The organism is Rhizobium sp. 01L410 (assembly GCF_056400165.1).
Map to the genome: position 1 here is coordinate 410,031 of NZ_JBFTST010000004.1, position 25,757 is coordinate 435,787.

At 61.7% G+C, this 25,757-nt stretch carries 29 protein-coding genes; 8 read left to right on the forward strand and 21 right to left on the reverse strand.

Translation table 11 applies throughout. The annotated features are described in order from the left end of the window. Window positions 1-18 precede the first annotated feature (18 nt). Window positions 19-1,020, reverse strand: coding sequence for a DUF2125 domain-containing protein (locus AC1DV9_RS11680; RefSeq protein WP_477947903.1), 1,002 nt, complete (start codon window positions 1,018-1,020; stop codon window positions 19-21). Between the two features lie 51 nt (window positions 1,021-1,071). On the opposite strand from AC1DV9_RS11680, the gene AC1DV9_RS11685 reads away from it, so the two are divergent. After that, complete coding sequence (locus tag AC1DV9_RS11685) at window positions 1,072-1,602, forward strand: gamma-glutamylcyclotransferase (protein WP_477947905.1); 531 nt, start codon at window positions 1,072-1,074, stop codon at window positions 1,600-1,602. Window positions 1,603-1,604: 2 nt separating this feature from the next. On the opposite strand, the gene AC1DV9_RS11690 is transcribed toward AC1DV9_RS11685, so the two are convergent. The 4 genes from AC1DV9_RS11690 to ftsE form a co-directional block, all read right to left on the reverse strand. After that, window positions 1,605-2,402, reverse strand: coding sequence for a lysophospholipid acyltransferase family protein (locus AC1DV9_RS11690; protein ID WP_477947906.1), 798 nt, complete (start codon window positions 2,400-2,402; stop codon window positions 1,605-1,607). Between the two features lie 86 nt (window positions 2,403-2,488). Then, a complete protein-coding gene (locus AC1DV9_RS11695) occupies window positions 2,489-3,205 on the reverse strand; it encodes a YdcF family protein (RefSeq protein WP_477947907.1) in 717 nt (238 codons plus the stop codon). Between the two features lie 67 nt (window positions 3,206-3,272). Further along, window positions 3,273-4,220 (reverse strand): cell division protein FtsX, encoded by a 948-nt coding sequence (locus AC1DV9_RS11700; RefSeq protein ID WP_405049624.1) that lies wholly within the window; start codon window positions 4,218-4,220, stop codon window positions 3,273-3,275. Between the two features lie 58 nt (window positions 4,221-4,278). Beyond that, the gene (gene ftsE, locus AC1DV9_RS11705; protein WP_112386132.1) at window positions 4,279-4,938 is read right to left on the reverse strand and encodes a cell division ATP-binding protein FtsE; all 660 of its coding nucleotides are present in this window, start codon (window positions 4,936-4,938) and stop codon (window positions 4,279-4,281) included. A gap of 207 nt (window positions 4,939-5,145) precedes the next feature. On the opposite strand from ftsE, the gene AC1DV9_RS11710 reads away from it, so the two are divergent. From AC1DV9_RS11710 to AC1DV9_RS11720, 3 genes are all read left to right on the forward strand, one after another. Continuing rightward, on the forward strand, window positions 5,146-5,808 hold the full coding sequence (locus AC1DV9_RS11710; protein ID WP_477947908.1) for a hypothetical protein: 663 nt from the start codon (window positions 5,146-5,148) through the stop codon (window positions 5,806-5,808). A gap of 61 nt (window positions 5,809-5,869) precedes the next feature. Continuing rightward, window positions 5,870-6,412 (forward strand): hypoxanthine phosphoribosyltransferase, encoded by a 543-nt coding sequence (hpt, locus tag AC1DV9_RS11715; RefSeq protein WP_112386130.1) that lies wholly within the window; start codon window positions 5,870-5,872, stop codon window positions 6,410-6,412. Between the two features lie 118 nt (window positions 6,413-6,530). After that, complete coding sequence (locus AC1DV9_RS11720; protein WP_027512336.1) at window positions 6,531-6,890, forward strand: response regulator; 360 nt, start codon at window positions 6,531-6,533, stop codon at window positions 6,888-6,890. A 10-nt stretch (window positions 6,891-6,900) separates the two neighbouring features. Here AC1DV9_RS11720 and AC1DV9_RS11725 read toward each other — a convergent pair whose 3' ends face one another. The 5 genes from AC1DV9_RS11725 to argH form a co-directional block, all read right to left on the reverse strand. Beyond that, entirely contained in the window at window positions 6,901-7,347 is a 447-nt protein-coding gene (locus AC1DV9_RS11725; protein WP_112517946.1) for a hypothetical protein, read from the reverse strand. 78 nt (window positions 7,348-7,425) lie between these two features. Beyond that, window positions 7,426-10,110, reverse strand: coding sequence for a TIGR02302 family protein (locus tag AC1DV9_RS11730; protein WP_477947910.1), 2,685 nt, complete (start codon window positions 10,108-10,110; stop codon window positions 7,426-7,428). A 164-nt stretch (window positions 10,111-10,274) separates the two neighbouring features. Continuing rightward, window positions 10,275-11,543, reverse strand: a complete 1,269-nt coding sequence (gene lysA / locus AC1DV9_RS11735) for a diaminopimelate decarboxylase (protein ID WP_477947912.1) — start codon at window positions 11,541-11,543, stop codon at window positions 10,275-10,277. 12 nt (window positions 11,544-11,555) lie between these two features. Continuing rightward, complete coding sequence (gene lptM / locus AC1DV9_RS11740) at window positions 11,556-11,750, reverse strand: LPS translocon maturation chaperone LptM (protein WP_112386127.1); 195 nt, start codon at window positions 11,748-11,750, stop codon at window positions 11,556-11,558. Between the two features lie 96 nt (window positions 11,751-11,846). Next, window positions 11,847-13,250 carry an argininosuccinate lyase gene (gene argH / locus AC1DV9_RS11745; protein WP_477947914.1) on the reverse strand — a complete coding sequence of 468 codons (1,404 nt, stop codon included), beginning with the start codon at window positions 13,248-13,250 and terminating at the stop codon, window positions 11,847-11,849. 42 nt (window positions 13,251-13,292) lie between these two features. On the opposite strand from argH, the gene tlpA reads away from it, so the two are divergent. Then, window positions 13,293-13,955 carry a thiol:disulfide interchange protein TlpA gene (gene tlpA, locus AC1DV9_RS11750; RefSeq protein WP_477947916.1) on the forward strand — a complete coding sequence of 221 codons (663 nt, stop codon included), beginning with the start codon at window positions 13,293-13,295 and terminating at the stop codon, window positions 13,953-13,955. A gap of 6 nt (window positions 13,956-13,961) precedes the next feature. Here tlpA and AC1DV9_RS11755 read toward each other — a convergent pair whose 3' ends face one another. From AC1DV9_RS11755 to AC1DV9_RS11785, 7 genes are all read right to left on the reverse strand, one after another. Next, complete coding sequence (locus AC1DV9_RS11755) at window positions 13,962-14,840, reverse strand: 3-hydroxybutyryl-CoA dehydrogenase (protein WP_112386124.1); 879 nt, start codon at window positions 14,838-14,840, stop codon at window positions 13,962-13,964. Window positions 14,841-14,989: 149 nt separating this feature from the next. Then, window positions 14,990-15,919, reverse strand: a complete 930-nt coding sequence (locus AC1DV9_RS11760; RefSeq protein ID WP_477947918.1) for an electron transfer flavoprotein subunit alpha/FixB family protein — start codon at window positions 15,917-15,919, stop codon at window positions 14,990-14,992. A gap of 23 nt (window positions 15,920-15,942) precedes the next feature. Next, entirely contained in the window at window positions 15,943-16,692 is a 750-nt protein-coding gene (locus AC1DV9_RS11765) for an electron transfer flavoprotein subunit beta/FixA family protein (RefSeq protein ID WP_477947919.1), read from the reverse strand. Window positions 16,693-16,873: 181 nt separating this feature from the next. After that, a complete protein-coding gene (locus tag AC1DV9_RS11770) occupies window positions 16,874-17,629 on the reverse strand; it encodes a rhomboid family intramembrane serine protease (protein ID WP_477947921.1) in 756 nt (251 codons plus the stop codon). A gap of 37 nt (window positions 17,630-17,666) precedes the next feature. Beyond that, entirely contained in the window at window positions 17,667-18,245 is a 579-nt protein-coding gene (locus AC1DV9_RS11775) for a cob(I)yrinic acid a,c-diamide adenosyltransferase (protein ID WP_477947923.1), read from the reverse strand. A gap of 23 nt (window positions 18,246-18,268) precedes the next feature. Continuing rightward, complete coding sequence (locus AC1DV9_RS11780; protein ID WP_112386119.1) at window positions 18,269-18,472, reverse strand: twin transmembrane helix small protein; 204 nt, start codon at window positions 18,470-18,472, stop codon at window positions 18,269-18,271. A gap of 18 nt (window positions 18,473-18,490) precedes the next feature. Beyond that, window positions 18,491-19,324: an SDR family oxidoreductase gene (locus AC1DV9_RS11785; RefSeq protein WP_112517685.1), complete on the reverse strand. Its 834-nt coding sequence runs from the start codon at window positions 19,322-19,324 to the stop codon at window positions 18,491-18,493. Between the two features lie 76 nt (window positions 19,325-19,400). Here AC1DV9_RS11785 and AC1DV9_RS11790 point away from each other — a divergent pair, with 76 nt between their 5' ends. Further along, entirely contained in the window at window positions 19,401-20,366 is a 966-nt protein-coding gene (locus tag AC1DV9_RS11790; protein ID WP_477941356.1) for a YihY/virulence factor BrkB family protein, read from the forward strand. Here the strand turns inward: AC1DV9_RS11790 and gluQRS are convergent. Next, the gene (gene gluQRS, locus AC1DV9_RS11795; protein ID WP_477947926.1) at window positions 20,331-21,212 is read right to left on the reverse strand and encodes a tRNA glutamyl-Q(34) synthetase GluQRS; all 882 of its coding nucleotides are present in this window, start codon (window positions 21,210-21,212) and stop codon (window positions 20,331-20,333) included. The two genes, AC1DV9_RS11790 and gluQRS, sit on opposite strands and share 36 nt — an antisense overlap. Between gluQRS and AC1DV9_RS11800 the strand changes: the two genes are divergently transcribed. Then, window positions 21,211-21,897: a DNA-3-methyladenine glycosylase family protein gene (locus AC1DV9_RS11800; RefSeq protein ID WP_112517683.1), complete on the forward strand. Its 687-nt coding sequence runs from the start codon at window positions 21,211-21,213 to the stop codon at window positions 21,895-21,897. The genes gluQRS and AC1DV9_RS11800 overlap by 2 nt on opposite strands. Window positions 21,898-22,008: 111 nt before the next feature. Further along, on the forward strand, window positions 22,009-22,566 hold the full coding sequence (locus tag AC1DV9_RS11805; protein ID WP_112386114.1) for an HNH endonuclease: 558 nt from the start codon (window positions 22,009-22,011) through the stop codon (window positions 22,564-22,566). 15 nt (window positions 22,567-22,581) lie between these two features. Here AC1DV9_RS11805 and AC1DV9_RS11810 read toward each other — a convergent pair whose 3' ends face one another. The 3 genes from AC1DV9_RS11810 to AC1DV9_RS11820 all read right to left on the reverse strand — a co-directional run bounded on the left by AC1DV9_RS11810 (window position 22,582) and on the right by AC1DV9_RS11820 (window position 25,603). Then, the gene (locus tag AC1DV9_RS11810; protein ID WP_112386113.1) at window positions 22,582-23,097 is read right to left on the reverse strand and encodes a disulfide bond formation protein B; all 516 of its coding nucleotides are present in this window, start codon (window positions 23,095-23,097) and stop codon (window positions 22,582-22,584) included. Between the two features lie 19 nt (window positions 23,098-23,116). Next, window positions 23,117-23,713: a YqaA family protein gene (locus AC1DV9_RS11815; protein WP_477947928.1), complete on the reverse strand. Its 597-nt coding sequence runs from the start codon at window positions 23,711-23,713 to the stop codon at window positions 23,117-23,119. Between the two features lie 126 nt (window positions 23,714-23,839). After that, the gene (locus AC1DV9_RS11820; protein WP_477947930.1) at window positions 23,840-25,603 is read right to left on the reverse strand and encodes a cation:proton antiporter domain-containing protein; all 1,764 of its coding nucleotides are present in this window, start codon (window positions 25,601-25,603) and stop codon (window positions 23,840-23,842) included. Between the last annotated feature and the right edge of the window lie 154 nt (window positions 25,604-25,757).

A 25,757-nucleotide genomic window follows, 5' to 3' on the forward strand; every position in this document is an offset into this window, starting at 1 on the left:
CGTTTCTCAGAAAACGCTTTAGATCGGCGGGATGGAGGCGAGCGGGATGAAGCCGCTGACGGTTGCCTCGCCGCGATTGACCACCAGATCCACCGACACGCGATCGCTGCCGGCTGCCAACGCTTTCAGAAGCTTGGCGGCGGTATCGACGGTCTTGGCGATCTGCGGGAAAGTCTGCTTGATGCTGTCGCGCCACGGGCCGAGCTGCTCGATCTCAAGCTTGAACTTACCCGAAAGAAAGCCCTGTTCGTCGAAGGAGAAGGGGCCGGTCAGCGTCATGACCTTGCCGTCGCCGATATCGGCCACGACCTTGCGCAGCTCGCCACTGGCGCCGTAGAGCCCCTGCTTGTCGCTGCCATCGATCATTCCCGCCTTACCAGCCAGCGTCACGTCGGCGCTCGCCGAGAATTTCGGGAAGACCTGCGGCCAATCCTTGATGACGGTGCTGGCATCCTGCAGCGAGATCGCGCCATCAAGATCGCCTTCATTCTGGCGGAGATGAATTTCCGTACGGGCGGCATCGACGTCGATCGTCTGACCGCTATAGGAGGAAACCGCGGTCGCCTTCAGCCCTTCGATGACGGTCGACGTCCGGTCGATGCCCTTGAACTTGGTGATCAGGCTGGATTGCAGGTTTGCCCATTGGGCCGAGAGGGTCAGGCCGTTTGCGGTGCGGATTTCGGCAGGCGAATCCAGTTCCCAGACGATATGGCCGGGCGCATAGACCTGTGCGGCGGAGCGCAGCTGGCCGAAGCTCGCCGACACGCCGTTCTTGTTGTCGTCGACATCGACTTTCGAGCAGAACAGGCCGATGCGGAAAGGATAGCCGCGGAAATCGATATCGGCGCATTCACCGCTGACACCGGCAGTGTCATGCGGCGCGATAACCTTCAGCACCGTGTCCTTCAGCTGTGAAGCGGCGTAGAACCAGCCGCCGGTATAGATTGCGACCACCAGTACGATGCCCAAGCCGAGCCACCAGAATTTTCTGCTGCTGCCGGATTGGCTTGACGCTGCCATGATGTTCTCCAATGGTGAATCGCGAATAGGAATCTCGGTCTGGCTTGCGATATGGACGAATTTTGGGTGTTTGGCTACGGATCCCTCATGTGGAACCCGGGCTTCGAGTTTGCTGAACGGTCGCAGGCTCTGATTTATGGCTATCGGCGTTCGCTCTGCGTCCGCTCCTGGGTTCATCGCGGAACGCAGGAAAATCCCGGTCTCGTGCTCGGTCTCGATCGCGGTGGCTCATGCCGCGGCATGGCTTTCTCCGTCGCGCCGGAAAATTGGGACGAGGTCATCGATTATCTGCGGGCTCGCGAACTGGTGACCAATGTCTATCTGGAAAAGCACGTCTCGCTGCTGCTGGCCGATGGCCGCACCGTGAAGGCGGTCGCCTATGTCGTGGACCGCAGCCACGTGCAATATGCGGGCGCCCTTGATACCGGCGAGGCCGCGCGCGTCGTCAATGAGGCCGAGGGCCAATCTGGTCCGAACGACGCTTATGTTTTCAACACCTTGTCCCATCTGAAGCAGATGGGTATCCGCGATCACTGGCTGGAGCAGGTGGTAGGCGAAGTCGAGCGGCTGCGCGCCGCTTGAATTCAGGCCGACGCGGTCTTCGGTTCGTTCAGAACGGCAAGCCGGTCGATGGCCGTCTGCGGCAGCGGGAGATGCGGATTGCGGGCGACGGTGTCGAGAAGCAGTTCGTCGCTGGCTCGCTCCGTAACCTCGACCAGATGCTCGAAAAAGGCATCCGGATCCATGCCCGGCATAATCGGGGCGAGGATGCGGACCTTGAAATGGCCAGGATAACGCATGGTGCTGCGGCGCGGCCAGAACAGGCCTGGATGCATGGCGATCGGCACGACGGGAATGTTGAGATCCCGGTACATGCGGGCAATGCCGTACTTGTAGACCGGCTCGGCGCCCGGAGGGCGGCGGGTGCCCTCAGGATAGATGATCAGCTGGCGGCCGGTCGACAGCTCTTCCTTGGTGCGCTTCAGCACTTCGACCATCACCTTGCCGCGGGCGCCGCGATCGACCGGGATCATCCGCTGTTTCTTGGCATACCAGCCGAACAGCGGGATCCACATCAGCTCGCGCTTGAGGATATAGACCGGGTCCTTCAGCCAGGGCAGCAGCGCGTAGGTATCCCAGAAGGACTGATGCTTCGGCGCCAGGATGTAGCCGCCATCGGGCAGGTTCTCCATGCCCTCGATCTCGAAAGTCGTGCCGACGATCTTCTCCATCAACCAATGGTTCGAGAGCGCCCAGTTCTTCGGAATGCGATAGGCGGTCAGCCGGGGCACGACGAAATAATAGGGCGAAAGCACGATCATCCGCAGGATGAGGTTGGCGTAAAAGATCGTGTTGAAGAGAACGGAACGCAGGGCGAGCATAAGGTTTCCCGAAAAGCCTATATCCGCGAGCAGGGCGGTCGCGACCTGCCTACACGATTATCACCGCCAGAAAAAGACGCTTCGCTTCAGTCGTTGCCGTCAGCGGCAGCCGAACGCAGGCCGGGGTGGCGGCCGAAGCCGGTGATGTTGCGCGCACCGGCAAACAGCACCTTGCCATATTCGGCGAGCATGACACGCAGCGCATTCGGATCCATGAACCAGGCGCGCGTCTTCAGGTCGGAATTCACGACCGGATAGGGAATGAACTGGGTGTCGTCGTCGACATAGGCAAGTTCGGCGAGACTGCGGGGCATGTGATAGTTGTTGGTGACGACGAGCACGCTTCGGTAGCCCTTGGCATGGATCCAGTTCGATGCTTCCTGGGCATTGCCGATCGTGTCGATCGCGTCATAGCCGATATCGACGCAGCAATCGAAGAGATCGGCCGACCCTGTCGTGGTCTTGCGGATCTGCGCCGGTGTGGTCGAGGGGTGGACGCCTGAAATCAGCAGCCGCTTGCCGGCGCCCTTCTGCAGGAGTTCGACCGCTTGGTCGATGCGCTGGTAGCCGCCTGTCAGCACGACGATCGCGTCGGCTTTCGGTTCGGCTGGCGGCCTCATTGTGGTGACGGAATCGGCAAAGCGCAGGAAGCCGCCGAAGATGAGCGCCATGGCGAGAACGACAGCAAAGCCGCACCAGCGCAGCATGCGGCGCAGAGGCCCGCGACGCGGCGTCTCGACCCGGTAGCTAGCCAGCGCCGGGTCGGGGCGAATCGGATTGCGTCTCGTGTAGCCCATGGTCATGAGTCGTGCATATATCGGGATTGCGGCAGCGAACGGGCAAAGGCGGTGCTATATGTGATCGCTATCATCAGCTCGCTATCCCGTCTGTTCGTGTCGGATCGGAGCGAAGTGTATCGATCTCGTATATCGTGCGGACGACCGTGACGCGCGCCGTCAGCGTCGTCAGCAGGGCGATGATGATCATCGTGGCGAAGATGCCGAAATAGCCGAGCACGCCGACCGAAAAGGTCCCGAAAAGCGCGGTGGCCTGGTCGGTCTGCGGTGTGGCGATCGTACGGCTCTGCAGGAAGCCCGCAGCGGCAAAAAACAGCGCTGCCAGACCGCTGCCGATCGCCGAGCCCTTGAGGCTGATCTTCAGGAAGTGCTTCTGGAATTCGGTTGCAACGAAGGAGCTTTCGGCGCCGACGAAATGCAGCACCTCGACGATATGGCGGTTGCCCGATAGTGCGCCGCGCGTTGCGAAGACGACGGTAAGTACCATGGCGGTGAAGACCAGCAGCAGAATGCCGGTGCCGATCATGACGGTCGTATGCGCCATCGATACCAGCCGGTCGACCCACGTTCTGTGGTCGTCCAGCGTCGCCTGCGGGATACTGTCCTTGAGCAGCGAGCGCATTGCCTCGAAATCCGGCGGATTGTTTTCGTCGATCGTAACGATAACGAGCCGGGGAACCGGGAGTTCCTTGAGATCGAGGCCGCTGCCGAGCCAGGGCTCGAGCAGGCGCGCCGTTGCGGCTTCATCGACGATCTGGCCGCTCTTGGTGCCGACGAAGGTCATGGCGATATCGCGCGCCTGGTTCAGCGCCTTTTCCATGTCGAGGCCGTCATCCGGCTTGATCTGGATGGTGATTTCGCGGGAGATCTGGCTTTCCCAGCTGGCGGCCGTCGAGCGCACCATGCTGACGCCGCCGAGCGTCAGGCAGGCAAGGAAGGCCATGATGGCGATCACCACCATCAGCGCGTTGCCCTGGATGTTGGAAGGCGGCAGGATCGGCGCTGTCGGGCGAACGCGCATTTCCGGGCGCCGCTGCTGCTGGGTGGCCGCTTCCGCTACCTTCTTGCTGGGGGATCGCTCAGTCATAGACGTCGAGATGCCCCTCGGACAGAATCATCCGCCGCGCTTCGACCTGGTCCATCAGGGCCAGATCGTGGGTGGCGATGACGACGGCAGTGCCGAGCCGGTTGAGCTCGAGGAAGAGATTGAGAAGGCGGCGCGCCATCGGCGGATCGACATTGCCGGTCGGTTCGTCGGCGAGCAGGACTTCCGGGCGGTCGATGAGGGCGCGGGCGATCGCGGCACGCTGCTTCTCACCGCCGGAGAGGACCGGGGGCAGCACGTTGATGCGCTCGCCGAGCCCGACCCATTTCAGCAGTTCCAGAACGTCGGTCTTGTAGGTGCTCTCGTCCTTGCCGCGCACGCGCAGCGGCAGCGCGACGTTCTCGTAGGTCGTCAGGTGGTCGAGAAGGCGAAAGTCCTGGAAGACGATGCCGACGCGGCGGCGCAGCAGCGGCAGTTCCGGGCGCGGAATATCCGAGATATCGCGGCCGAACATGCGGATCAGACCGCGGGTCGGCTGCAGCGACATGAAGAGCAGGCGCAGCAGCGTGGTCTTGCCGGCACCCGATGGACCCGTCAGAAACTGGAAGGACTTTTTCGGAATGTCAAAGGTCAGGTCCCGGAGGATCTCCGGCCCCATGCCATAGCGCAAACCGACATTCTCGAAGTGGATCAACGGGCAACTCAGATTGTTCGAGGTTTCACACCATCGACTTGTTAACCAAGTGGATTAACAACCGGTAAATTTCGGCGGAAAGATGCCCTATCGGCACCGGATTTAGCGAAGCATTAACCATTAAAATTTACGACTGAGCTGGATTCGTTTCAATGCCCGGTATCGTCCGTGCACCGAAACCATGTGAAGAGCTGAAAGGCCGTCATCATGGAAGCATCTTCGTTCAGCCGCCGCGCGCCGGGGCACGCCTATGATTTCCTGCCGCCGGACAAGGCGGCACGCCAGCCGCGGGCCGGAACGCGCCCGGCCGATATCTCCGATGCCGAGTTCGTCGTCATCAGCGGGCGAAGCCCATCGCCGGGCTTCAGCGCGAAAAGTTTCAACGATAATCGCAAGCGGGCCGCAGCAGTACCGAAGCTGGAGACACCGAAAGCGGTGACCGGAGCTGTGGCCGCCTTCCGCGCCCTGGAAGAACATCTGCAGCAGGCATCGTTCAAGAGTTTTGCGGCGCTTGTCCTTCTGCTTTTTCTTCTGGTCTTCGGGTTGTCCGGCGGCTTCTCCAGCCTTCAGGCAGAGGATCAGTCCGCTGCCGGATCGCCTCTGCATTTCACCCACGTGACGCTGACGCCGCGCGATGCCAATGGCATGCGCATCCTGATGGTCAACGGCATTCTCGAAAACGAGAGCGGCACCACACAGACGGTTCGGCCCATCCGCGCCGATCTGGTGAGCGATGGCCGGCTGATGGCAAGCATCGTCATCAACCCGCCCGTCGACGTCATCTATGGCGGCGAGAGCCGCGGATTTTCGGCGCGTGTCCAGCACTCTGGTGGAAAAATGCCGGAAGTCCGGCTGTCATTCATGCCGTAAGGGTGTTTCTCCGCGTCTAATGTGCTAACGGCTTACCCTTCATTTTCACGGAGCAAGCCGTATGCCTGTCGTGCGCGGAAAAAATATCGATCCTCTTTTCACTGCCGAGCAGATTGCCGAGCGCAACGACGCGATGGCAAAGCAGATTGCCGAAGGTCCGACAAAGGACCTGCTGGTGATCGCCGTCCTGAAGGGGTCGTTCATTTTCGCGGCCGACCTGATCCGTGCCCTGCACAACAACGGCTTGGCGCCTGAAGTCGAGTTCATCACGCTGTCGAGCTACGGCACCGGAACGGTCTCGCAGGGCGTTCGTATCGTCAAGGATATCGATAGCGACGTGAAGGACCGCGATGTCCTGCTGATCGACGACATTCTGGAATCCGGCCGCACGCTGCTGTTTGCCAAGGAGCTGCTCTTCGAACGCGGCGCCCGCAACGTGACGATCGCGGTGCTGCTCGACAAGAGCGTCAAGCGCAAGGAAAAGCTGGAGGCTGATTATGTCGGCTTCGAATGCCCCGACTATTTCGTCGTCGGCTACGGCATGGATGTCGCCTACGCTTTCCGCGAACTTCCCTTCGTCGGCGTCGTCACCGGCGACGCCTGAGCCCGTCTTATACAGACGGGTTGTTAACCATTCCGCCCATCGTCCGCCGCCGTTTACCGATCGCAAAGGAACGGCATGCGATTTCCGTCTTGGGGCATGAAGACGGAGCGATGCATCGATGGCAAAAATTCTGATCACGGAAGACGAGGACTCCCTCCGTTCTTTCGTAGCCCGGGCCTTGCGCCTTGACGGTCATGAGACCGATGAAGCGGCCGATGGTGCCGAGGGGCTGGAGAAGCTGAAGGACGGCGTCTACGACCTGCTGCTGTCGGATATCCGCATGCCCGTTATGGACGGCATCGAGCTGGCGCACCAGGCAAAGTCGGCCTTTCCGGCATTGAAAATCCTGCTGATGACCGGCTATGCCGAACAGCGCGAACGCGCTGACGATCTGGCTGAAAAGATCGTCGATGTGGTCTCGAAGCCGTTTGCGCTTCCCGATATCCGCAAGGCAGTCGCCCGCGCACTGGCTGCCTGATCAGGCAGCCTCATTCATCCGGGACGAACTTGCCTTCGTAGCGCACCCGGAAATTCCGCCTGTGAAAATCCTGCTCGAAGCAGACGAATACCAGCTCGATATCGTTGTCGCTGTCACGCTTACCGAGCAGGCTTAGCGTGATGACCACGACGCCGCTATAGCCGCGGGTGATGCGGAAGGCGGCGTTGCGGATTTCCGTGGCTTCGGGATCGCGGCGATCGTCACGGCGCTCGTAGATGATCCAGAAGCGGGCGGCGTCCCAGGTCTTTCTCAGGATCTCGCTGACCTCGGCCTTGAACTCCTCGGCATGCATCGCCGGTCCCCAGGACAATGCCGTTTCTCCGGCATCGCTGACGACATTGAGATAGCCGTCATACTGGTAGGCGCCCGAAAGCGCCTTTTCTATCATCTCGAAAGCCGAGTTTTCGCTGATTGCAGTCTTGAAGAGAATTGCCATCGAATCGCTGTCGTTCGTCAACCGTCAAGATCGACATTACGAAGCTCACGCGAAAAGGCGAAGGATTTCAGCACTTCGTCACTGAATATCCAGCAGACGCTCCAGATAGCGCCGCTCCATCTCTTGCGGCGGGTTGTTGCCGAGCTTTTCGCGGATGGCATCGAGAATCTCGCGGGCGCGCTGGACGTCGATTTCGTCGGGCACCTTCACGGTATCACCGAAGTCAGGCCCATCGGCGCGCCGCGGGCGGCCAAGCGGGTCGCGGCCGTTCTGATCGCCCTGGCCGACCTGGCCGTTCGGGCCTTGCTGACCTTGCTGGCCCTGTTGCGCCTGCATCATCTGGTTCATCATGTCGCGGGCGCCCTGGCGCAGCGCTTCCAGCGCGCGGCCCTGTCCCTGGACTGCGGTATCGCCGCGGCCCTGGCCGAGTTCGCGTCCGGCGCCTTCCATCTCGCGCTGGGCCTGGCCGAAGCCCGGGCCTGGCTTCATGCCCATGTCGCCCAGACCCTTCTGCAGTTCGCCGAGCTGCTTGCCGAGAGCGTCCTGCTGCTCGCGCAGTTTCTTCAGCGCGTCGCGGAGCTGCTGTTCGGTCATCTCGTTCGACGGCTGGTCACCCTGCTGGCCGTTCTGGCCCTGCTGTTGCTGCTGCTGCTGGCCCTGATCCTGCTGTTCGCCATCCTGGTCGGGCATCATATTGTCGAGCAGAGGATCGTTCATGCCCATGTCGGGGTCGCCGCGCTGCATGCGGTCACGAAGCTGCTGATCGAGCTTGAAGGTCTGCTCCATCAGCTTCTGCTGGTCGCGCAAAATCTGGCCGAGCTTGTCCATCTGCTGGCGCATCTGGCTGTTGTCGCCCTGCTGCTGCTGGCCCTGCTGCGGACGTCCCGCCTGCAGGTTGTTCATCATTCGCTGCAGTTCCGACAGCATCTGCTGTGCGGCATCACGGTTGCCGGAGCGAGCAAGGTTTTCGATCTGGTCCATCATGCGTTCCAGATCCTGCTGCCGCAGCATCTGAGCATTCTGGTTGGGCTGCATCGGCGCATTCTGCATGCGCTGGGCGAGCTCCTTCATGTATTCGTTCATCGCCTTGCGAAGCTCGTCCATCAGCTTCTTGACTTCAGCGTCCGGCGCATTGCGCTGCAGCGCGTCGGCAAGGTTCTGCTGGGCGTTACGCAGATTGCGCTCGGCCTGCGACAGGTCGCCATCCTCGATGCCAAGCGCGATGTCCCAGAGATAATCGGCGGTATCCTTCAGCTGCTCGTCTGTCCTGGCGAGCTTCATGCGGGCGAGCGCCGATTCGATCAGCAGGTAATTGGTGAGTTTCGGGATCGTCTCTTCCGGGCGGATCGTCAGCGCTTCGTTGAGCGCGATCGCCTCGGGCATCTTGCGGGTATCGAGCGCAAAGACCTGGCGTTCCTCGGCAACGGCTGCGGCCAGCGGTTCGTTGAACGGCCGCGCGGGGAGAACCATTTCGTGCGGCGGGCTGCGGCCGATCTGACCGGCCGCATCCTTGGCAACCAGCGTCACGCGGACGCGCTTGCCGGCCAGCGGATGCTCGGTCAGGTTCTTGCTGCTGACGCCCTTGGCATCGCGGGCATTGCGGCGCGGGATATCGAGGCGGAAATCGGGAAGCGGGTAGAGAGGCTTGGCAGACGGATCGGATTCGACGGGCAGAATTTCCGCATGGGCTTCTTGGACGCCGTAATCGTCCTTGACCGTGAACTTGATCTCGAGCGCACCATTCACGCTCGCCTTCGGCAGCCCATCGAAAGCGATCTCTGGCGCCTTGTCGGGAATGACATTGAAGCTCCAGCTGCGGCCGTTGACCTGCAGCGCACCGTTTTCCTCAAGCTTCATAAGGTGCGTCTGTGCCGTAGGCACCGGCGTTTCACCGGCCGCCGTCTGCTGCGGCTGCACCGACTGATCTGGAACTCCTGCCGGCTGCTGACCTGCCTGCTTTTCGGCGGCAATCTCCCTGGCCTCGCCGTTCTCCTTCTTGAAGACGACCTTCTCGTCCGCTTGGCCGCCACTGACGCGCACGGTCAGGCTGGAGAATTGCGGAACGTTGATCGGCGCCTGTTCCGTGCCTGTCGCCGTCAGATAGACGGGGGCGCGGCCAGTATAGGAGGGAGGCGTGACCCAGGCATCGATGCGGACGGCGGGATTCGTCTCGCCCTGCTCGACGGGAGGCTGGAAGGCGTCGGCGATCGAGCCGCCATTGGTGGACAGCGAATAGCCAAAACCCATGACGACAAGCAGCGCCGGAATGGCGCGCAAGGCGAAGCGGTCGTGCCGGGCGATATCCGGGCGTGGATAACCGGCGTCGAGCGCGGCGATCTTCTCGGCCATGCGTGTCTGGTGTTCGCGCCAGAGCGCGCGGGCAAACGGCGTGTCGAAGGCCGGTTCGTCTTCCTGCACGGTGACGGGCTGATGCGGCAGGCCGTTGCGTTCTTCGAGAAGCCGGTCGGCTTCAGCGTTGCTTGGCCAGCGCAGACCGCGGAACGGGATGAGCGACGCAACGAAGGCGGCCGCAAACGCGATCAGCAGCAGGATGCGCAGGACATCGGGAACGCTACGGAAGAGGCCAAACCAGGAGGCCGCCAGATAAAGCGCGATGACCGAGAGAACGGGCACCAGCGGCGGCAATACTTGCTCAGAGAGAAGAACAACACGCGCAAACAGCCGCTTTACCGCAACCAGCCTCGCAAGAGATGGCCTGATGGCAAATGCACCATGTCCCTGCCTGCTCGGGCTCTTCTTCAATCCGGTCTCCGCCATGGCGTGTTAGAGTAACAGTGGGCGCTTCCGGCGATTGCTCAGCAATTCGCTCGCATCGGGAAAGGATAACACTCTTTGTGGCGAAGGCGAGGGCGACCGGCGGTTAATGCCGGTTTTTCACGGCCGGTCGCCAAAAAGTGATGCCGGGATCAGTCGAGCCAGGCCGGGACGGAATCAAGGCCGATCAGTTCCTCGTAGGTCCGGCGCGGCCGGATGACGTGGAAATCGGAACCCTTGACCAGCACCTCCGGGACCAGCAGGCGGCTGTTGTAGGTCCCTGCCTGCACTGCGCCATAGGCGCCGGCGGACATGACGGCGAAGAGATCGCACGGCTTCGGCATTGCCATCTCGCGGTCGAGCGCCAGATAGTCGCCGGTCTCGCAGACCGGGCCGACGATATCAGCCTTGATGCGCGGCGCGTTGGCGGCCGAGATCACCACAGGCTTGATCTCGTGATAGGCCTCGTAAAGCGTCGGGCGGATGAGATCGTTCATCGCGCCATCGACGATGACGAAGGTCTTTTCGCCGCCGTCCTTCACGTAGATCACTTCGGTCACCAGGATACCGGCATTGCCGACGATCAGGCGGCCGGGCTCGGTGACGATCTTGCAGTTCAGGCTGCGTAGCTGGTTCTTGACGATCGCCGCATAGGCATCGGGCAGCGGCGGCGGGTTGTTGTCGTCCTTGTAGGGAATGCCGAGACCGCCGCCGATATCGACATGGTGGATGTCGTGGCCGTCGGCGCGCAGCGTGGCGACCAGATCATGCAGCAGCTTGAAGGCATCGTCGAAGGGCTGCAGCTCGGTGATCTGGCTACCGATATGCATGTCGATGCCGGTCACCTCGATGCCGGGAAGTGTCGCAGCGCGTGCGTAGACGGCGCGGGCACGCTCCCAGGAGATGCCGAACTTGTTTTCCTTCTTGCCGGTCGAGATCTTCGAATGCGTCTTGGCATCGACATCGGGGTTGATGCGGAAGGAAACCGGCGCCTTCTTGCCGACCTTGACGGCGCGGCTGTTGAGGATTTCGAGCTCGGGTTCGGACTCGACGTTGAAGCAGTAGATGCCGGCTTCAAGCGCAAAATCCATCTCATGCGGCGTCTTGCCGACGCCGGAGAACATGATGCGGGATGCCGGTATACCGGCGGCCAATGCGCGGCGCAGCTCGCCCTCGGAAACGACGTCGATACCGGCGCCGAGTTTGCCGAGGGTCTTGAGGACTGCCTGGTTCGAATTCGCCTTCATGGCGTAGCAAACCATCGAGTCCACATCGCTGAAGGCCTCGGCGAAGACGCGGTAATGGCGCTCCAGCGTTGCCGTGGAATAGCAATAGAAGGGGGTGCCAACGGCCTTGGCAATTTCGGGAACAGGAACGTTCTCGGCGTAAAGAATGCCGTCGCGATACTCGAAGTGGTTCACGGCTTCAGCCTATCAGAGCAGGGGATCGAGAAGGAAAGGCTTGTCGGCAACGCCCGGCTGTTTCGTCGGCTTGGAGGAATCGCCGCCCTTCGTTGCCTGCGCACTCGGCGGATCGAGATCGCCTTTGCGTCCACATCCGGCAACGGCAAGGCCGACGACGGCAAGAACGACCGTCAGGCGGATGAGGTGCGGCAAGCTGGTCTGCATGGGTATCCTCTTGGAGCGGCACTGGTGGACATCTTCATAGCGAAGTTTATCCAGCTTGTGCACCCTGATTGTTGCGCTGTTGCTGGCGGTCCGAACTCAGTTGCGGCCGCGCCAGTAGGCGATCTGCTTGCGCACTTCCGACGGGGCGGTCCCGCCGAAGCTCTTGCGGCTGGCAACCGAGGCTTCCACCGTCAAAACGCCGTAGACTGCGTCGGTGATCGCAGAATTGATCGCCTGCAGATCGGCGAGCGGCAGCTCGGCGAGATCGCAGCCCTTGCTTTCCGCCAGCGCCACGGCACGGCCGGTCACATGATGGGCATCACGGAAAGGAAGGCCCGCTTCGCGCACCAGCCAGTCGGCTAGATCGGTCGCGGTCGAGTAGCCGGAACCGGCGGCCGCCTTCATGCGCGCGGTGTTGATGGTCATGTCACGGACCATGCCGGTCATGGCGGCGATCGCCAGTTCCAGGCTTTCGGCGGCGTCGAAGACCTGTTCCTTGTCTTCCTGCATGTCCTTGGAGTAGGCGAGCGGTAGGCCCTTCATGATGGTCAGTAGGGCCACCAGCGAGCCGTTGATGCGGCCGGTCTTGGCGCGCACCAGCTCGGCAGCATCCGGGTTCTTCTTCTGCGGCATGATTGAGGAGCCAGTGGAGAAGGCGTCGGACAGGCGCACGAAGCCGAATTGCGGCGTCGACCAGATGACGATTTCTTCGGCAAGGCGTGACAGATGCATGCCGGCGATCGCGGCGATCGACAGGAATTCGATGGCGAAGTCGCGGTCGGAGACGGTGTCGATCGAATTGCGGGTCGGCTCACGGAAGCCGAGCGCCTTTGCCGTCATGTGGCGGTCGATCGGATAGCCGGTGCCTGCCAGTGCCGCGGCGCCGATCGGGCTCTCGTCGAGATGCTCGATGGCGTGGCGCACGCGCGAGCGGTCGCGGCCGAACATTTCGACATAGGCCATGCAGTGGTGACCGAAGGTGACGGGCTGGGCAGTCTGCAAATGGGTGAAGCCGGGCATAACGCTGTCGGCATGTTCTTCGGCGCGGTCGAGGAAGGCTGCGATCAGGCCGGTCAGCATCGCCTCGGTCTTCTGCAGCTCTTCCTTGACCCAGAGGCGGAAGTCGAGCGCCACCTGGTCGTTGCGCGAGCGGGCGGTGTGCAGGCGCCCGGCGGCGGGGCCGATCAGCGTTGCCAGGCGGGCTTCGACGTTCATGTGAATGTCTTCGAGCTGGCGCGAGAATTCGAAATTGCCGCTTTCGATTTCTGACAGGATCGTGTTTAGCCCGTGAACGATCTTGTCCTTATCGTCGGCTGATATGATGTCCTGATGGGCAAGCATCGTCGCGTGGGCGATCGATCCGCGGATATCCTGCGCGAATAGCTTCTTGTCGAAACCGATCGAGGCATTTATCTCCTCCATGATCGCATCGGGGCCGGAAGCGAAGCGTCCGCCCCACATCTGGTTGGAGGATTTGGTGTCCGTGTTGCCGTCGGCCATCGAAGCTGCCTGCCTTGAAAGATGCATGTCCTGGAGAATGAAATGACGACAAGAAAGCCGCTTGGGCTGCCATCCCTGAAATTGATCTCGATAGCTGCCGTCGCGGGCATAATTGCCGGTGCGGCAGCGGTTTACATTAAGGAGACGGGGTCTGGCAATGGCGGCGGCGAAACGGCGTCCGGCCAATGCGCCGCGGCAAAGGATCTGGCGCAGAAGATCACGCCGCTTGCCAAGGGACAGGTTGCGGCAATGGTCGCTGCCAACGAGCCGCGCAAACTGACATCGGTCGCCTTCAACGATGCTGACAACAAGCCTGTCACGCTCGACAATTTTGCCGGAAAGACCGTGCTTCTCAATCTTTGGGCAACGTGGTGCGTGCCCTGCCGCGAGGAGATGCCGGCGCTGAATGCGCTCGAGAAGGAAATGGGCAGCGACAAGTTCCAGGTGGTCGCCGTCAACATCGATACGGGCGACGACGAGAAGCCGAAGGCCTTCCTCAGCGAGACCGGCGTCGATTCCCTGAAACTCTACCGCGACAATACGATCGGCGTGTTCAACAGCCTGAAAAAGGAAGGCCTTGCCTTCGGCCTGCCGGTTACGCTGCTAATCGATGACAAGGGATGCCTGGTCTCGGCGATGAACGGCCCGGCTGCCTGGGACAGCGAGGACGCGAAGACGCTGATCAGGGGTGCGGTCGGCCTCTAACGCCGCTTAGCGGGTCGGGACCGGCACTTCGCCGCGGTAATCGTAGAAGCCGCGACCGGACTTGCGACCGAGCCAGCCTGCTTCGACATACTTCACCAGAAGCGGGCAGGGGCGGTACTTCGAGTCGGCCAGCCCATCATGCAGGACCTGCATGATCGAAAGGCAGGTGTCGAGGCCGATGAAATCGGCAAGCTGCAGCGGGCCCATCGGGTGGTTGGCGCCGAGCTTCATGGCGGTGTCGATGGCATCGACGGTGCCGACGCCTTCATAGAGCGTGTAGATCGCCTCGTTGATCATCGGCAGCAGGATGCGGTTGACGATGAAGGCCGGGAAGTCTTCGGCGACCGTGACGGTCTTTTCCAGCGAAGCGACGAATGCCTTGGCGGTGGAGAAGGTCTTCTCGTCGGTCGCGATACCGCGCACCAGTTCGACGAGCTTCATCACCGGTACCGGGTTCATGAAGTGAATGCCCATGAAATGTTCAGGGCGGTCGGTGGCCGATGCCAGACGGGTGATGGAAAGCGACGAGGTGTTGGTGGCAAGAAGCGCTTCCGGCTTCAGGACCGGACAGACCTGGGCGTAGATTTTGCGCTTGACGGCTTCTTCTTCGGTCGCGGCCTCGATGACGAGATCGGATGGGGCCAGATCGTTGAGATTGGCGGAGCCGGTGATGAGCGACAGGGCTGTCTTGCGCTCTTCCTCGGTCATCTTGCCGTTGGTCACCTGCTTTGCGAGGTTGCCGTTGATGGTTGCCAGCCCGGACTCGATGCGGTCCTGGCTGAGGTCATAGATATGGACCTTGTAGCCTGCAGCGGCCGAAACGTGCGCGATGCCGCAACCCATCTGGCCCGCACCGACAATACCGATCGTCTTCAACGCGCTCATATCCAAACCCCCGCGGCAGTCGCCCCCGCGAGCGCAGCCGTATTTTTTAATGAAATTGCCGGGCAAAATGATCGCCCGGCAGCAGTAGTAGTCCCATAAGAGATAATTTTCCAGTCATTCGCAAGTGCGAAAAGCTGGCATGTGACCGCTCAAAGAGCTTTCTGCAATTCGGGCAGTGCTTCGAAGAGATCGGCGACGAGGCCGTAGTCGGCGACCTGGAAGATCGGTGCCTCCTCGTCCTTGTTGATGGCGACGATCACCTTCGAGTCCTTCATGCCGGCCAGATGCTGGATGGCGCCGGAGATGCCGCAGGCGATGTAGAGCTGCGGGGCGACAACCTTGCCCGTTTGCCCGACCTGCCAGTCGTTCGGCGCGTAACCGGCATCGACTGCAGCGCGCGAGGCGCCGACGGCCGCACCGAGCTTGTCGGCAACCGGCAGGATGACTTCCTGGAACTTCTCGGCAGAGCCAAGCGCACGGCCGCCGGAGATGATGATCTTGGCGGAGGTGAGTTCCGGACGGTCGGAGGAGGAGAGTGCATCCTTGACGAAGGTCGAAAGGCCGGATCCGGAAGTTGCGGAGACCGTCTCGACGGATGCCGAACCGCCGTCAGCGGCCGAGGCGAAGGATGCGGTGCGCACCGTGATCACCTTCTTGGCGTCAGCAGACTGCACCGTCTGGATGGCATTGCCGGCATAGATCGGCCGCTTGAAGGTGTCGGCGGAGACGACTTCGATGATTTCCGAAATCTGCGCGACATCGAGCAGGGCTGCAACGCGCGGCAGGACGTTCTTGCCGGTCGAGGTAGCGGCCGCGATGATCGTGTCGTAGCCGCCTGCGAGCGAGACGATCAGATCGGAGAGCGGCTCGGCCAGATTATGGGCGAGTTCGTCGCTTTCGGCGAGCAGAACCTTGGAGACGCCTGACAGCTTGGCAGCCGCATCGGCAGCCGCCTTGGCGCCCTTGCCGGCTACCAGTACGTGAACGTCGCCGCCGATCTTGGAGGCAGCCGTCAGTGCCTTGCCGGTCTGGTCGGAAAGAGTGGCATTGTCGTGGTCAGCCAGAAGAAGAATGGCCATGGTCGTTATTCCTTTCTCGAACCTTAGAGGACGCCGGCTTCGGTCTTGAGCTTCTCGACGAGCTCGGCGACCGACTTCACCTTGACGCCTGCCTTGCGGCCGGAGGGCTCTTCGGTCTTCAGCACCTTGAGACGCGGCTCGGTGGAGATGCCGAAATCAGCCGGGCTCTTCTTGTCGAGCGGCTTCTTCTTTGCCTTCATGATGTTCGGAAGCGACGCATAGCGCGGCTCGTTGAGGCGGAGATCCGTGGTGACAACAGCCGGGAGTTTGACGTCGATCGTCTGCAGGCCGCCGTCGACTTCACGGGTCACGGTCGCCTTGCCATCACCGATCTCGATCTTCGAGGCGAAGGTCGCCTGGGCCGTGCCGAGCAGGGCTGCCAGCATCTGGCCGGTCTGGTTCGAGTCGTCATCGATCGCCTGCTTGCCGACGATCACGAGACCCGGCTGTTCGGCATCGGCAACGCCCTTCAGGATCTTGGCAACGGTGAGCGGCTCGACGGCATCATCGGTCTCGACGAGAATGGCGCGGTCGGCACCCATGGCGAGCGCGGTGCGCAGCGTCTCTTCGGCCTTGGCAGGACCGATCGACACGACGACCACTTCCTCGGCCTTGCCCGCTTCCTTCAGCCGCAGCGCCTCTTCCACCGAGATCTCGTCGAACGGGTTCATCGACATCTTGACGTTGGCGAGTTCAACACCCGTGCCGTCAGGCTTGACGCGGATCTTCACGTTGTAATCAACCACCCGCTTCACAGGAACGAGAATCTTCATGGGGTCCTTCCTTCAAACTCTTTCGCCAGGAAAATGCGCGTTTCGGCGCTGCTCCGATTGTCGAATGGCGACATGGATACGCGTTTTTCCTCCAAACACAACGCTCGCCAGTCGCAGACAGACAAATTGAAGACCGGAAATATATTACGTTTACGTTCACGTCAATATTGCGCGTGCGCTGTCAGGAGTGGCTGTCTTCGGCTGCGACGGCACGGCGGATGGCAGGCGTGCTGCGCACCGCGCGCGGCGTGACGATCTCCCGGTCGAAGAGGGGCACATCGCGGCGCTTCAGGAGCAGGACGAGGATGGCGCCTGCGAGGATACCGCCGACATGCGCGCCCCAGGAGACGTCGCTATCCGTACTGATGACCAGCATGAAGAACTGCTGGCCGACCCAGAGCAGCAAAGGAATGAAAGCGGGAAGCGGCAAGGGCACACGGAAGAACACCAGCACCCAGACTTTGACGCGCGGATGCAGCACGAGATAGGCCACCACGATGCCCGATATGGCGCCTGACGCGCCGATCAGCGGCGCCTGGGATTCAGTCGCCAGCAGGCCGTGGCAGAGTGCACCGAATGCGGCACAGGCCAGATAGAAGATGAGAAAGCGCAGATGCCCCATGGCGTCCTCGACATTGTCGCCGAAGACCCAGAGGAAGATCATGTTTCCCGCCAGATGCCAGAAGCTGCCATGGAGGAAGGCGTAGCTGATATAGGTCAGCGGTTCGGGGATCAGTTCCAGCTCAGGCGGCAGGATAGCGTGATCGAAGGCGACGGCCGGGATATAACCGAGGCCGACGGTTGCCGCCTTGGCGATATCGGGAGAAGCAAAGCCGGTGAACAGCCAGATCGCGACATTCGCGGCGATCAGGGCCAGCGTTACCCACTGCACCTTGATATGTTTCAGCGTATTGGCGTCGTGCAGCGGAATGAACATGAAAGCCTGCCCCCGGGCGATCTTCGTTGCCGGGAACCTATCTGTTTTTTCCGGGAACCCAAAGCACATCCACGCGGCCCTGGTCATTGGCGTGGCGGGCGGCAACGAAGAGGAAATCGGAAAGGCGGTTGACGTATTTCAGCGCCTCCTGGCCAACGGTCTCGCCTTCGATTCGCGACAGCGCCACCATCAGCCGCTCGGCGCGCCGCGAGATGGTGCGCGCCAGATGCAGATGGGCGGCAGCCGGCGAGCCGGCAGGCAGCACGAAGGATTTCAAAGGCTCGAGATCGGCGTTCAGCCTGTCGATATCGGCTTCCAGCCGGGTCACCTGCGCGACTACAATGCGAAGCGGTTCATAATCGAGCGGCTTGCCGGTGTCGGGGGTCGCAAGATCGGCGCCGAGATCGAAGAGGTCGTTCTGGATGAGCATCAGCATCCGGTCGAGCTCTGGGTGATCGCCGGTGTGGAGTCTGACGACGCCGATCGCGGAATTCGTCTCGTCGATCGTGCCATAGGCTTCTATACGCAGATCATGCTTTTGCCGCCGGGGGCCGGAGACCAGCGCGGTCGTGCCGTCATCGCCGGTCTTGGTGTAGATCTTGTTGAGCTTGACCAATCGATCCCCCAGTTCTCAATGCGTCAGGTCGGGCGGCCGCCGCCGGTCAGCCACAGTGTCAGCATGATCAGGATGACGGCGATCGCCTGTAGCAGCACGCGCAGCTGCATCAGCTTGTTCGACAGGTTGGAATCGCCGCCCTTCATCATGTTGAAGAGGCCGCGGATCAGCACCAGCGCGACGAGGCCCATGACGATGATGGCGAGAATGTAAGTGGCCGTGGACATGGCATTCGGCTTTCTTGGTCAGTCGGTCCAGCGCATCAGGCGATAGAAGAGATCTGCAGGCAGCAGTCTCTTCAGCATCATGCCCTGCTTTGCCGGAACCGTTACAGGATAATGTGGCTTCGGATTTTTCGAGTTCAATGCGTCTTTTAGAACCGCATAGACCGCATCCGGTTGAAGTTTATGTCGGCTGACCGGGCCGGTGCCGTCAAGCCGCGCCAGCTGTCGGCGATAATCTGCCGCATGCACGGAGCCGCGGATATCGATGTGCTCGTTGATCTTGGAGAGCGCATTGGCCGTGAAGCGCGAGGCGATGGGGCCGGGCTCGATCAGGCTGACATGGATGCCGCTGCCTTGCAGCTCCATGCGCAGCGTGACGCTCAGCCCTTCGAGGGCGAATTTCGATGCGGTGTAGGCGCCGCGGTAGCGGTAGGGTACGACGCCGAGGATCGAGGAGCACTGGACGATGCGGCCGCTGCCTTGCTTGCGCATCAGTGGCAGCACGCGGCGCGTCAGCTCATGCCAGCCGAAAAAGTTGGTCTCGAACTGTTCCCGCAGCACATCCGTCGTCAGATCCTCGACGGCGCCCGGCTGGCCATAAGCGCCATTGTTGAAGAGGGCGTCGATGCGGCCGCCGGAGACGGCTTCGATCTCGCGCATGAAATCGGCGATGGAATCGGTATGGGCATAATCCATGCGGAAGGCTTCTATGCCGTCCGCCTGAAGCGATCCGAGATCTTCCTGCTTGCGTACAGTGGCGAAGACACGCCAGCCGTCAGCCTTGAGAGCACGTGCGCAATAGGCACCGATCCCGGACGAACATCCGGTAACGATGATGGTGCGCGGCTCTGCCATTCATTGATTCCTGTACAAACTGGGACTCGTTTCCCATATTCGCACCGAGGTTACAATCGCCAGCGCCGGAGATGGAATGCCGAAGATACTGCGTATGCTCTATGAGGTGGTCTACGACGCGATCTGCCATCTCATCGAGGACGACGGCTTCGCGATGGCGAGCCATGTGGCACTTTCCACCCTGCTTGCCGTCTTTCCTTTCCTGATCTTCGGCACGGCACTCGCCAATTTCCTTGGCGCCGATCAGTTTTCGATGACGGCGATCCACATCATCTTCGATACCTGGCCGGAAGCGATCGCCAAGCCGCTGGCCGATCAGGTTGTGCAGGTCCTGACTGTGCCGCGCGGCGGGCTGCTCACCATTTCGGTTCTCGCTGCCGCCTACTTCGCCTCGAATGGCGTGGAGGCGCTGCGCATCTCGCTGAACCGCGCCTATCGCGTGCAGGAGACGAGGCCCTGGTATTTCACGCGCCTTGCCAGTCTCGGATATGTCCTCGTCGCCGTCATCATCTTTGCGGCCATCAGCATCCTGCTTGTGGCGGTGCCCGTTGGCCTCGACTATGCCCGCGAATGGCTGCTCCACAACGATGCTTTTGAGTGGATACCGCCGACCGTTCGCCAGTGGCTGCCACTTATCGTCGATACGCTGGAGGTGGTCTTCAGCTGGCGTATCTACGGCACCCTGGTGATGCTGACGCTCGGCTTGCTGGTCGTGCATCTCTGGCTTCCGTCCGGGCGACGCAAGGTGTTCGACGTCATACCGGGCGTGTTGCTGACGCTGCTTCTCTGGCTCGCGGGCGCGCTGATCTTCGCCTATTATCTGGCAACCTTCGCCAATTACACCGCGACCTATGCCGGTCTCGCCTCGGTGATGGTGGTGCTGATCTTCCTTTATATGGTCGGGGTGATCTTCATTATCGGCGCTGAACTGAACGCGGCGCTGCTGAAGTTTCGGGTTCGGGCGATCTTCAAGCGCAATTTTCTCAGTGGCAATGGCCACAAGCGCTCAGAGGCCGACAAGCTGCCGGATATCGGCGGCTGAAAGACCCTTTGCCCGTAGTTCGGCAAGCCCGCTATCGCCCTCGCTTTTCGAGAGCTTGCGGCCGGATGGGTCCGTCACGAGGCGGTGGTGGTGATACGCGGGCTCCGGCAGGCCGAGCAGAACCTGCAGCAGTCGGTGGACCGACGTCGCATGGAAAAGATCGAGCCCGCGCACAACATGGGTGACGCCCTGGAGCGCGTCGTCGAGAACGACGGAAAGATGGTAGCTGGAAGGCGCATCGGAGCGGGAGAGGATGACATCGCCCCAGGCGGCCGGGTCGGCTTCAACGATGCCGCGTTCGCCGTCTCCGGTGTCGGTCCAGCTCAGGTTTGAACCGGCGGCCTCCAGCGCGCGGTGCATGTCGAGCCGCCATGCATGCTTGAGGCCTGCGCTCAGCCTTTCCGCTCGCTCCACCTCGCTCAGTTCGCGGTCTTCAGCTGGATAGAGCGGTGAACCATCCGGATCGCGCGGCCATGGCACGCCTGCTGCCTCATGGGATGCGACCTTCGTTTTCACTTCGCCGCGGGTCATGAAGGACGGATAGACGAGGCCGCGGCCGATCAGCTGTTGGAGCGCTGCCTGATACTCGCCGAAATGCTCCGATTGGCGGCGCGCCGGCCTCTCCCATGAAATGCCCAGCCATTCCATGTCGTGGTAGATGCCGGTTTCGAAATCGGGTGTGCAGCGCGTCAGATCGATGTCTTCGATGCGCAACAGCAACCGGCCATCAGCTTTCCCGGCCATGTCCTGATTGATCAACGCAGACAGCGCATGGCCAAGATGCAGCGGCCCGTTGGGGCTGGGGGCAAAACGGAAGACGGGCTTTTGACGCTGAGTCGTGGTCATGCTTTCTTCTGCCATGGATTCGAAACCACCGCGAGGCGACGTGCAGATCATTCGAAACGAGGGCGATGTCGAGCAGGGGCTGGCTGAATTGCTGCGGCTCGATCCGCGTCTTTCAGCCGTCGCCGCCGATGCCGGGCCGCTGCCCTTGCGGCTGCGCGAGCCGGGTTTTTCCGGTCTCGCGCATATCATCGTTTCGCAAATGGTCTCGCGGGCGAGCGCCGAAGCGATCTGGCGGCGAATGCTGCCTGCCGATGGCGAGCTGACGGCCGAGAGCTACGTGATGCTGCATGAGGAGGCGTGGCGGGAGTTCGGGCTCTCCCGCGCCAAGGCTTCTACGCTGTCAGGAATCGCGACCGCGGTTGCCGCCGGACATCTGGATCTGACCGTGCTTTCGGTGCTGCCGCCTGACGAGGCGCGGCATGTGTTGACGGCGTTGAAGGGCGTCGGTCCGTGGACGGCAGAGGTCTATCTGATGTTCTGCTGTGGCCATGCCGATATCTTTCCATCCGGCGACGTTGCTCTGCAGAATGCGGTCGCCGCGGCATTCGGTCTCGCTGAACGGCCGCAAGCCAAGGCGCTAGCGGCAATGGCGGAAGTCTGGGCACCGTGGAGATCCGTGGCCGCAAGGCTTTTCTGGGCGTATTATGCGCAGAAACTCGGCCGCGGGCTCGTGCCGATGGCTTGATCGGCAACACTCATCGAATTGCCGTTATTGACTGAATTTATTGGACTTCACAAGGCTGTCACAACCGGCCTAATATAAGGATGCAGATGCCGAATCGATCAGGAGAGTCCCTTGACGATTGCAGTCTCCCCCCAGGCCCTGCCGGCGCTCGTTCTGAACGCTGACTACAGGCCCTTGAGTTATTATCCCTTGTCGCTCTGGTCCTGGCAGGACGCGATCAAGGCGGTCTTCCTTGACCGTGTGAATATCATCGCAGAGTACGAACACTCGGTTTCTTCGCCGAGCTTTTCGATGCGGCTACCCAGCGTCGTTTGCCTCAAGACCTATGTTCAGCCATCGCGCAATCCCGCATTCACGCGCTTCAACGTGTTCCTTCGGGACAAGTTCGAATGCCAGTATTGCGGCGATCACAACGACCTGACCTTCGACCATGTCATCCCGCGCGCCCATGGCGGCGAGACGACCTGGGAGAATGTCGTGGCGGCCTGCTCTCCCTGCAATCTCAGGAAGGGCAGCAAGCTACCGAAGCAGGCAGGCATGGTCCCACACCAAAAGCCGTACCAGCCGACCGTGCAGGATCTGCACAATAACGGCCGCCTTTTCCCGCCCAACTATCTGCACGACAGCTGGCTCGATTATCTCTACTGGGATACCGAACTGCAGCCGTAACGGCAGCCGCCTTTCTCAGGCCGACTTGCGGACGCCGATAAAGGCGAAGGCCGCGAGCACGAGGCTTGCAATCACGTTCCAGCCCGCAAAGGACAGGCCGAGCACGCGCAAAGCCGCGTCGGTGCAGGATGGTCCCTTGATGGTGTTGAGTTCGGTCAGCAGATCGCCGGCATTCTGCGTCATGCTGCCTGCCGTCGTCGAGCAGGTGGTGGGCCCAGCCCAGAAGTGCCATTCGACGCCTGAGTGATAGACGCCCATGCCGGCGCCGACGACCATCAGGGCACCGGCTGCAAGGAGGAGCGCACGCGACATCCAGTTCGGCAGGCCGAAGAGCGAACCGACCGCGCCAAGGAGCGCGATCGGAATGGCGTAATAATAGGGCTGGCGCTGCATCAGGCAGAGCGCGCAGGGGATGTAGCCGCCGATATACTGGAAGCCGAGCGCAGTGCCGACCACGACCGCCATGGCGACGGCGAGGACCAGCGAATAGATGAAGACCGGACGGCTGACGGATGGGGCAATGGCAGTCATGGCGGGGCTCCGCGGAGTTTCAGTGGGCAATGAGCTTGTAGGCAACGCCGAGGGCGATCAGAACCACGGCCGCGATGGCGGCGATCTGGCCGAGACGCTTCTCGATGAAATGGCGGATCGGCTCGCCGTAGCGGCGTAGCAGCCAGGCGAGGAAGAAGAAGCGCGCGCCGCGGGCAACGATCGCCGAGATGACGAAGAAGCCGAGGTTCATGTGGATGACACCGGCGAGAATGGTGACGATCTTGATCGGCGGCAGGTGCGCCAAACCCGATGTCACCAGGAGTAGCAGCAGGATTTCCCACTCGTCATGGATATACATCCTGAGCTGCTCAAAGGCTTCGAGCTTGCCGTAAAATTCCAGCACAGGACGGGCGAGCGCATCATAGGCGTAATAGCCGAGCGCCCAGCCGGCTATGCCGCCGAGCACGGAGGCGACGGTGGCCACCAAAGCGTAGCGATAGGCGCGCTCCGGCTTGGCAAGCGCCATCGGCAGATAAAGGACATCAGCCGGAACGAGAAAGACGGAGCTTTCGACGAAGGCGATAACGGCGAGCCAGACTTCGGCCGACTTGCGGGCGGCGAGAGACATGGTCCAGTCGTAAAGTCTGCGGAGCATTCCATTCCTTTCGTGCTGCGGTGCAAGAGCATTAGGCGGCGGGTTAGGCGCTGTAAATGCTCACTGTGGCAATGATAGTGGCGCCGGCGGTGAAATTTTTCGTGATCCGGCGACAGATGACCCTGTTCAGGTTTCGGTCGAAGGCTCGCGCGGTTCGGGATGGGCGGCGCGTTTGGCGCGCATCACGTTCATTTCCGTGCGTTCGCGCGCCATATCGCTGACCGCTGCCCTCAAAGCCGGGTGGCGTGCCGTGAACATGTTGAAATCGCGGCGTTCCAGAACCAGGAACTGGCAGAAGTCGATGGCGATGACATCGGCCGTGCGGCGCCCGCCCGAGAGCAGCGCCATCTCGCCGAAGAACGAGCCCGGCTCGAGCCGGACAGGCCCGCCATTGACGCGCACTTCGACGGCGCCCGAGGAGATGAAATACATGCCGTCGCCGCGATCGCCCTTGCGGACCACGCGTTCGCCGGGGAGCGCCGATTTCGGCCGGAAGAGGAGCAGCAATTCTTCCTGCGAATGCTCGTCGACCTCCGCAAACATCGGGAAGGTCTCGACCAGCTTCTGCATTTCCAGCTGGTGCTCGCGCTCGCGCTCCTCGCCGAGCAGCCGGTTCTTCTCGAGCTCGCGCCCCAGCACATCAAGGCGCTTGCGGCCATAGCCGTCGTAGAGATGCGGCCACTTCCTGTGGACGCGCTTGTGCGCGACCTCGGCTGCGAGGCAGACCAGCGGATTGAGCGTGATCGACAGAATGGCGGCTGCGAGGATGAGATCTTGTCCCTCTTTCGGCATGAGGCCGAGGGAGACGCCGAGGCTTGCAAGAATGAAGGAGAATTCGCCGATCTGCGCCAGACCGCCCGCCACCGTCAGGCCCATGCCGACAGGGAAGCGCAGCAGCATGACGATACCGAAGGAAATGATCCCCTTGCCGATGATGATCAGCGCCAGCGCGCCGAAGACTGCCATCGGCTCCTGCAACAGGATCGAGGGATTGAAAAGCATGCCGACCGAAACGAAGAACAGCACCGAGAAGGCATTCTGGAGCGGCAGGGAATCTGCGGCGGCGCGATGGCTGAGGTTGGACTCGCTCATGACGACGCCGGCGAAGAAGGCGCCGAGCGCGAAGGAAACGCCGAAGATCGCCGCCGAGCCGAAGGCGATGCCGAGAGCGATCGCCAGAACCGTCAGGGTAAAGAGTTCGCGCGAGCCGGTGCGGGCCACGAGGGTCAGAAGCCAGGGCACGACCTTGGGGCCGAGCACGACGGCCATGATGGCGAAGGCGGCGACTTTCACCAACGTCAGTGCGATCGTCAGCGGCAGGGGCAGACCCGCGCCATGAGCGACCGCATCGCTCGCGTGGCCGCCCAGCAGCTCGGCGAGCGCCGGAAGCAGCACGAGCGCCAGCACCATCGCCAGATCCTCGACGATCAGCCAGCCGATCGCGACGCGGCCGCTGGCCGTGTTGATGAGATTCCGCTCTTCCAGGGCTTTCAGAAGCACGACGGTACTGGCGACCGAGAGACTAAGGCCGAAAACGATCCCGGCTCCCAGGCTCCAGCCCCAATAGGAGCAGAGCGCCACGCCAAGCAGTGTCGCAAGCAGGATCTGGATGATGGCGCCCGGAACCGCCACGCCGCGCACGGCCAGGAGGTCGCTCGCCGAAAAATGCAGGCCGACGCCGAACATCAGCAGGATGACGCCCATTTCCGCAAGCTGGCTTGCCAGTCCTGTGTCGGCGACGAAGCCGGGCGTGAATGGCCCCATCAGGATCCCGGCCATCAGATATCCGACCAGCGGCGGCAGCCGCAGCCGGTCGGCGACATAGCCGAGCACCGCCGCAAAGACGAAGCTTACGGCGACTGTTGCGATAAGGCCTGCTTCCTGATGCACGTCGTCCCCTTGCCGTTCGTTGCGGCGCCACTTTGAACGAAGGGCAAGCAAAATTAAACACTTGATTTGGACGGCATGGCCGCGGCGCGCAGGAATTTTGGCGGGAAATGTGCCTGCGCGGCATCTAGAGTGACCCCTCGCGCAAGCATTCCGT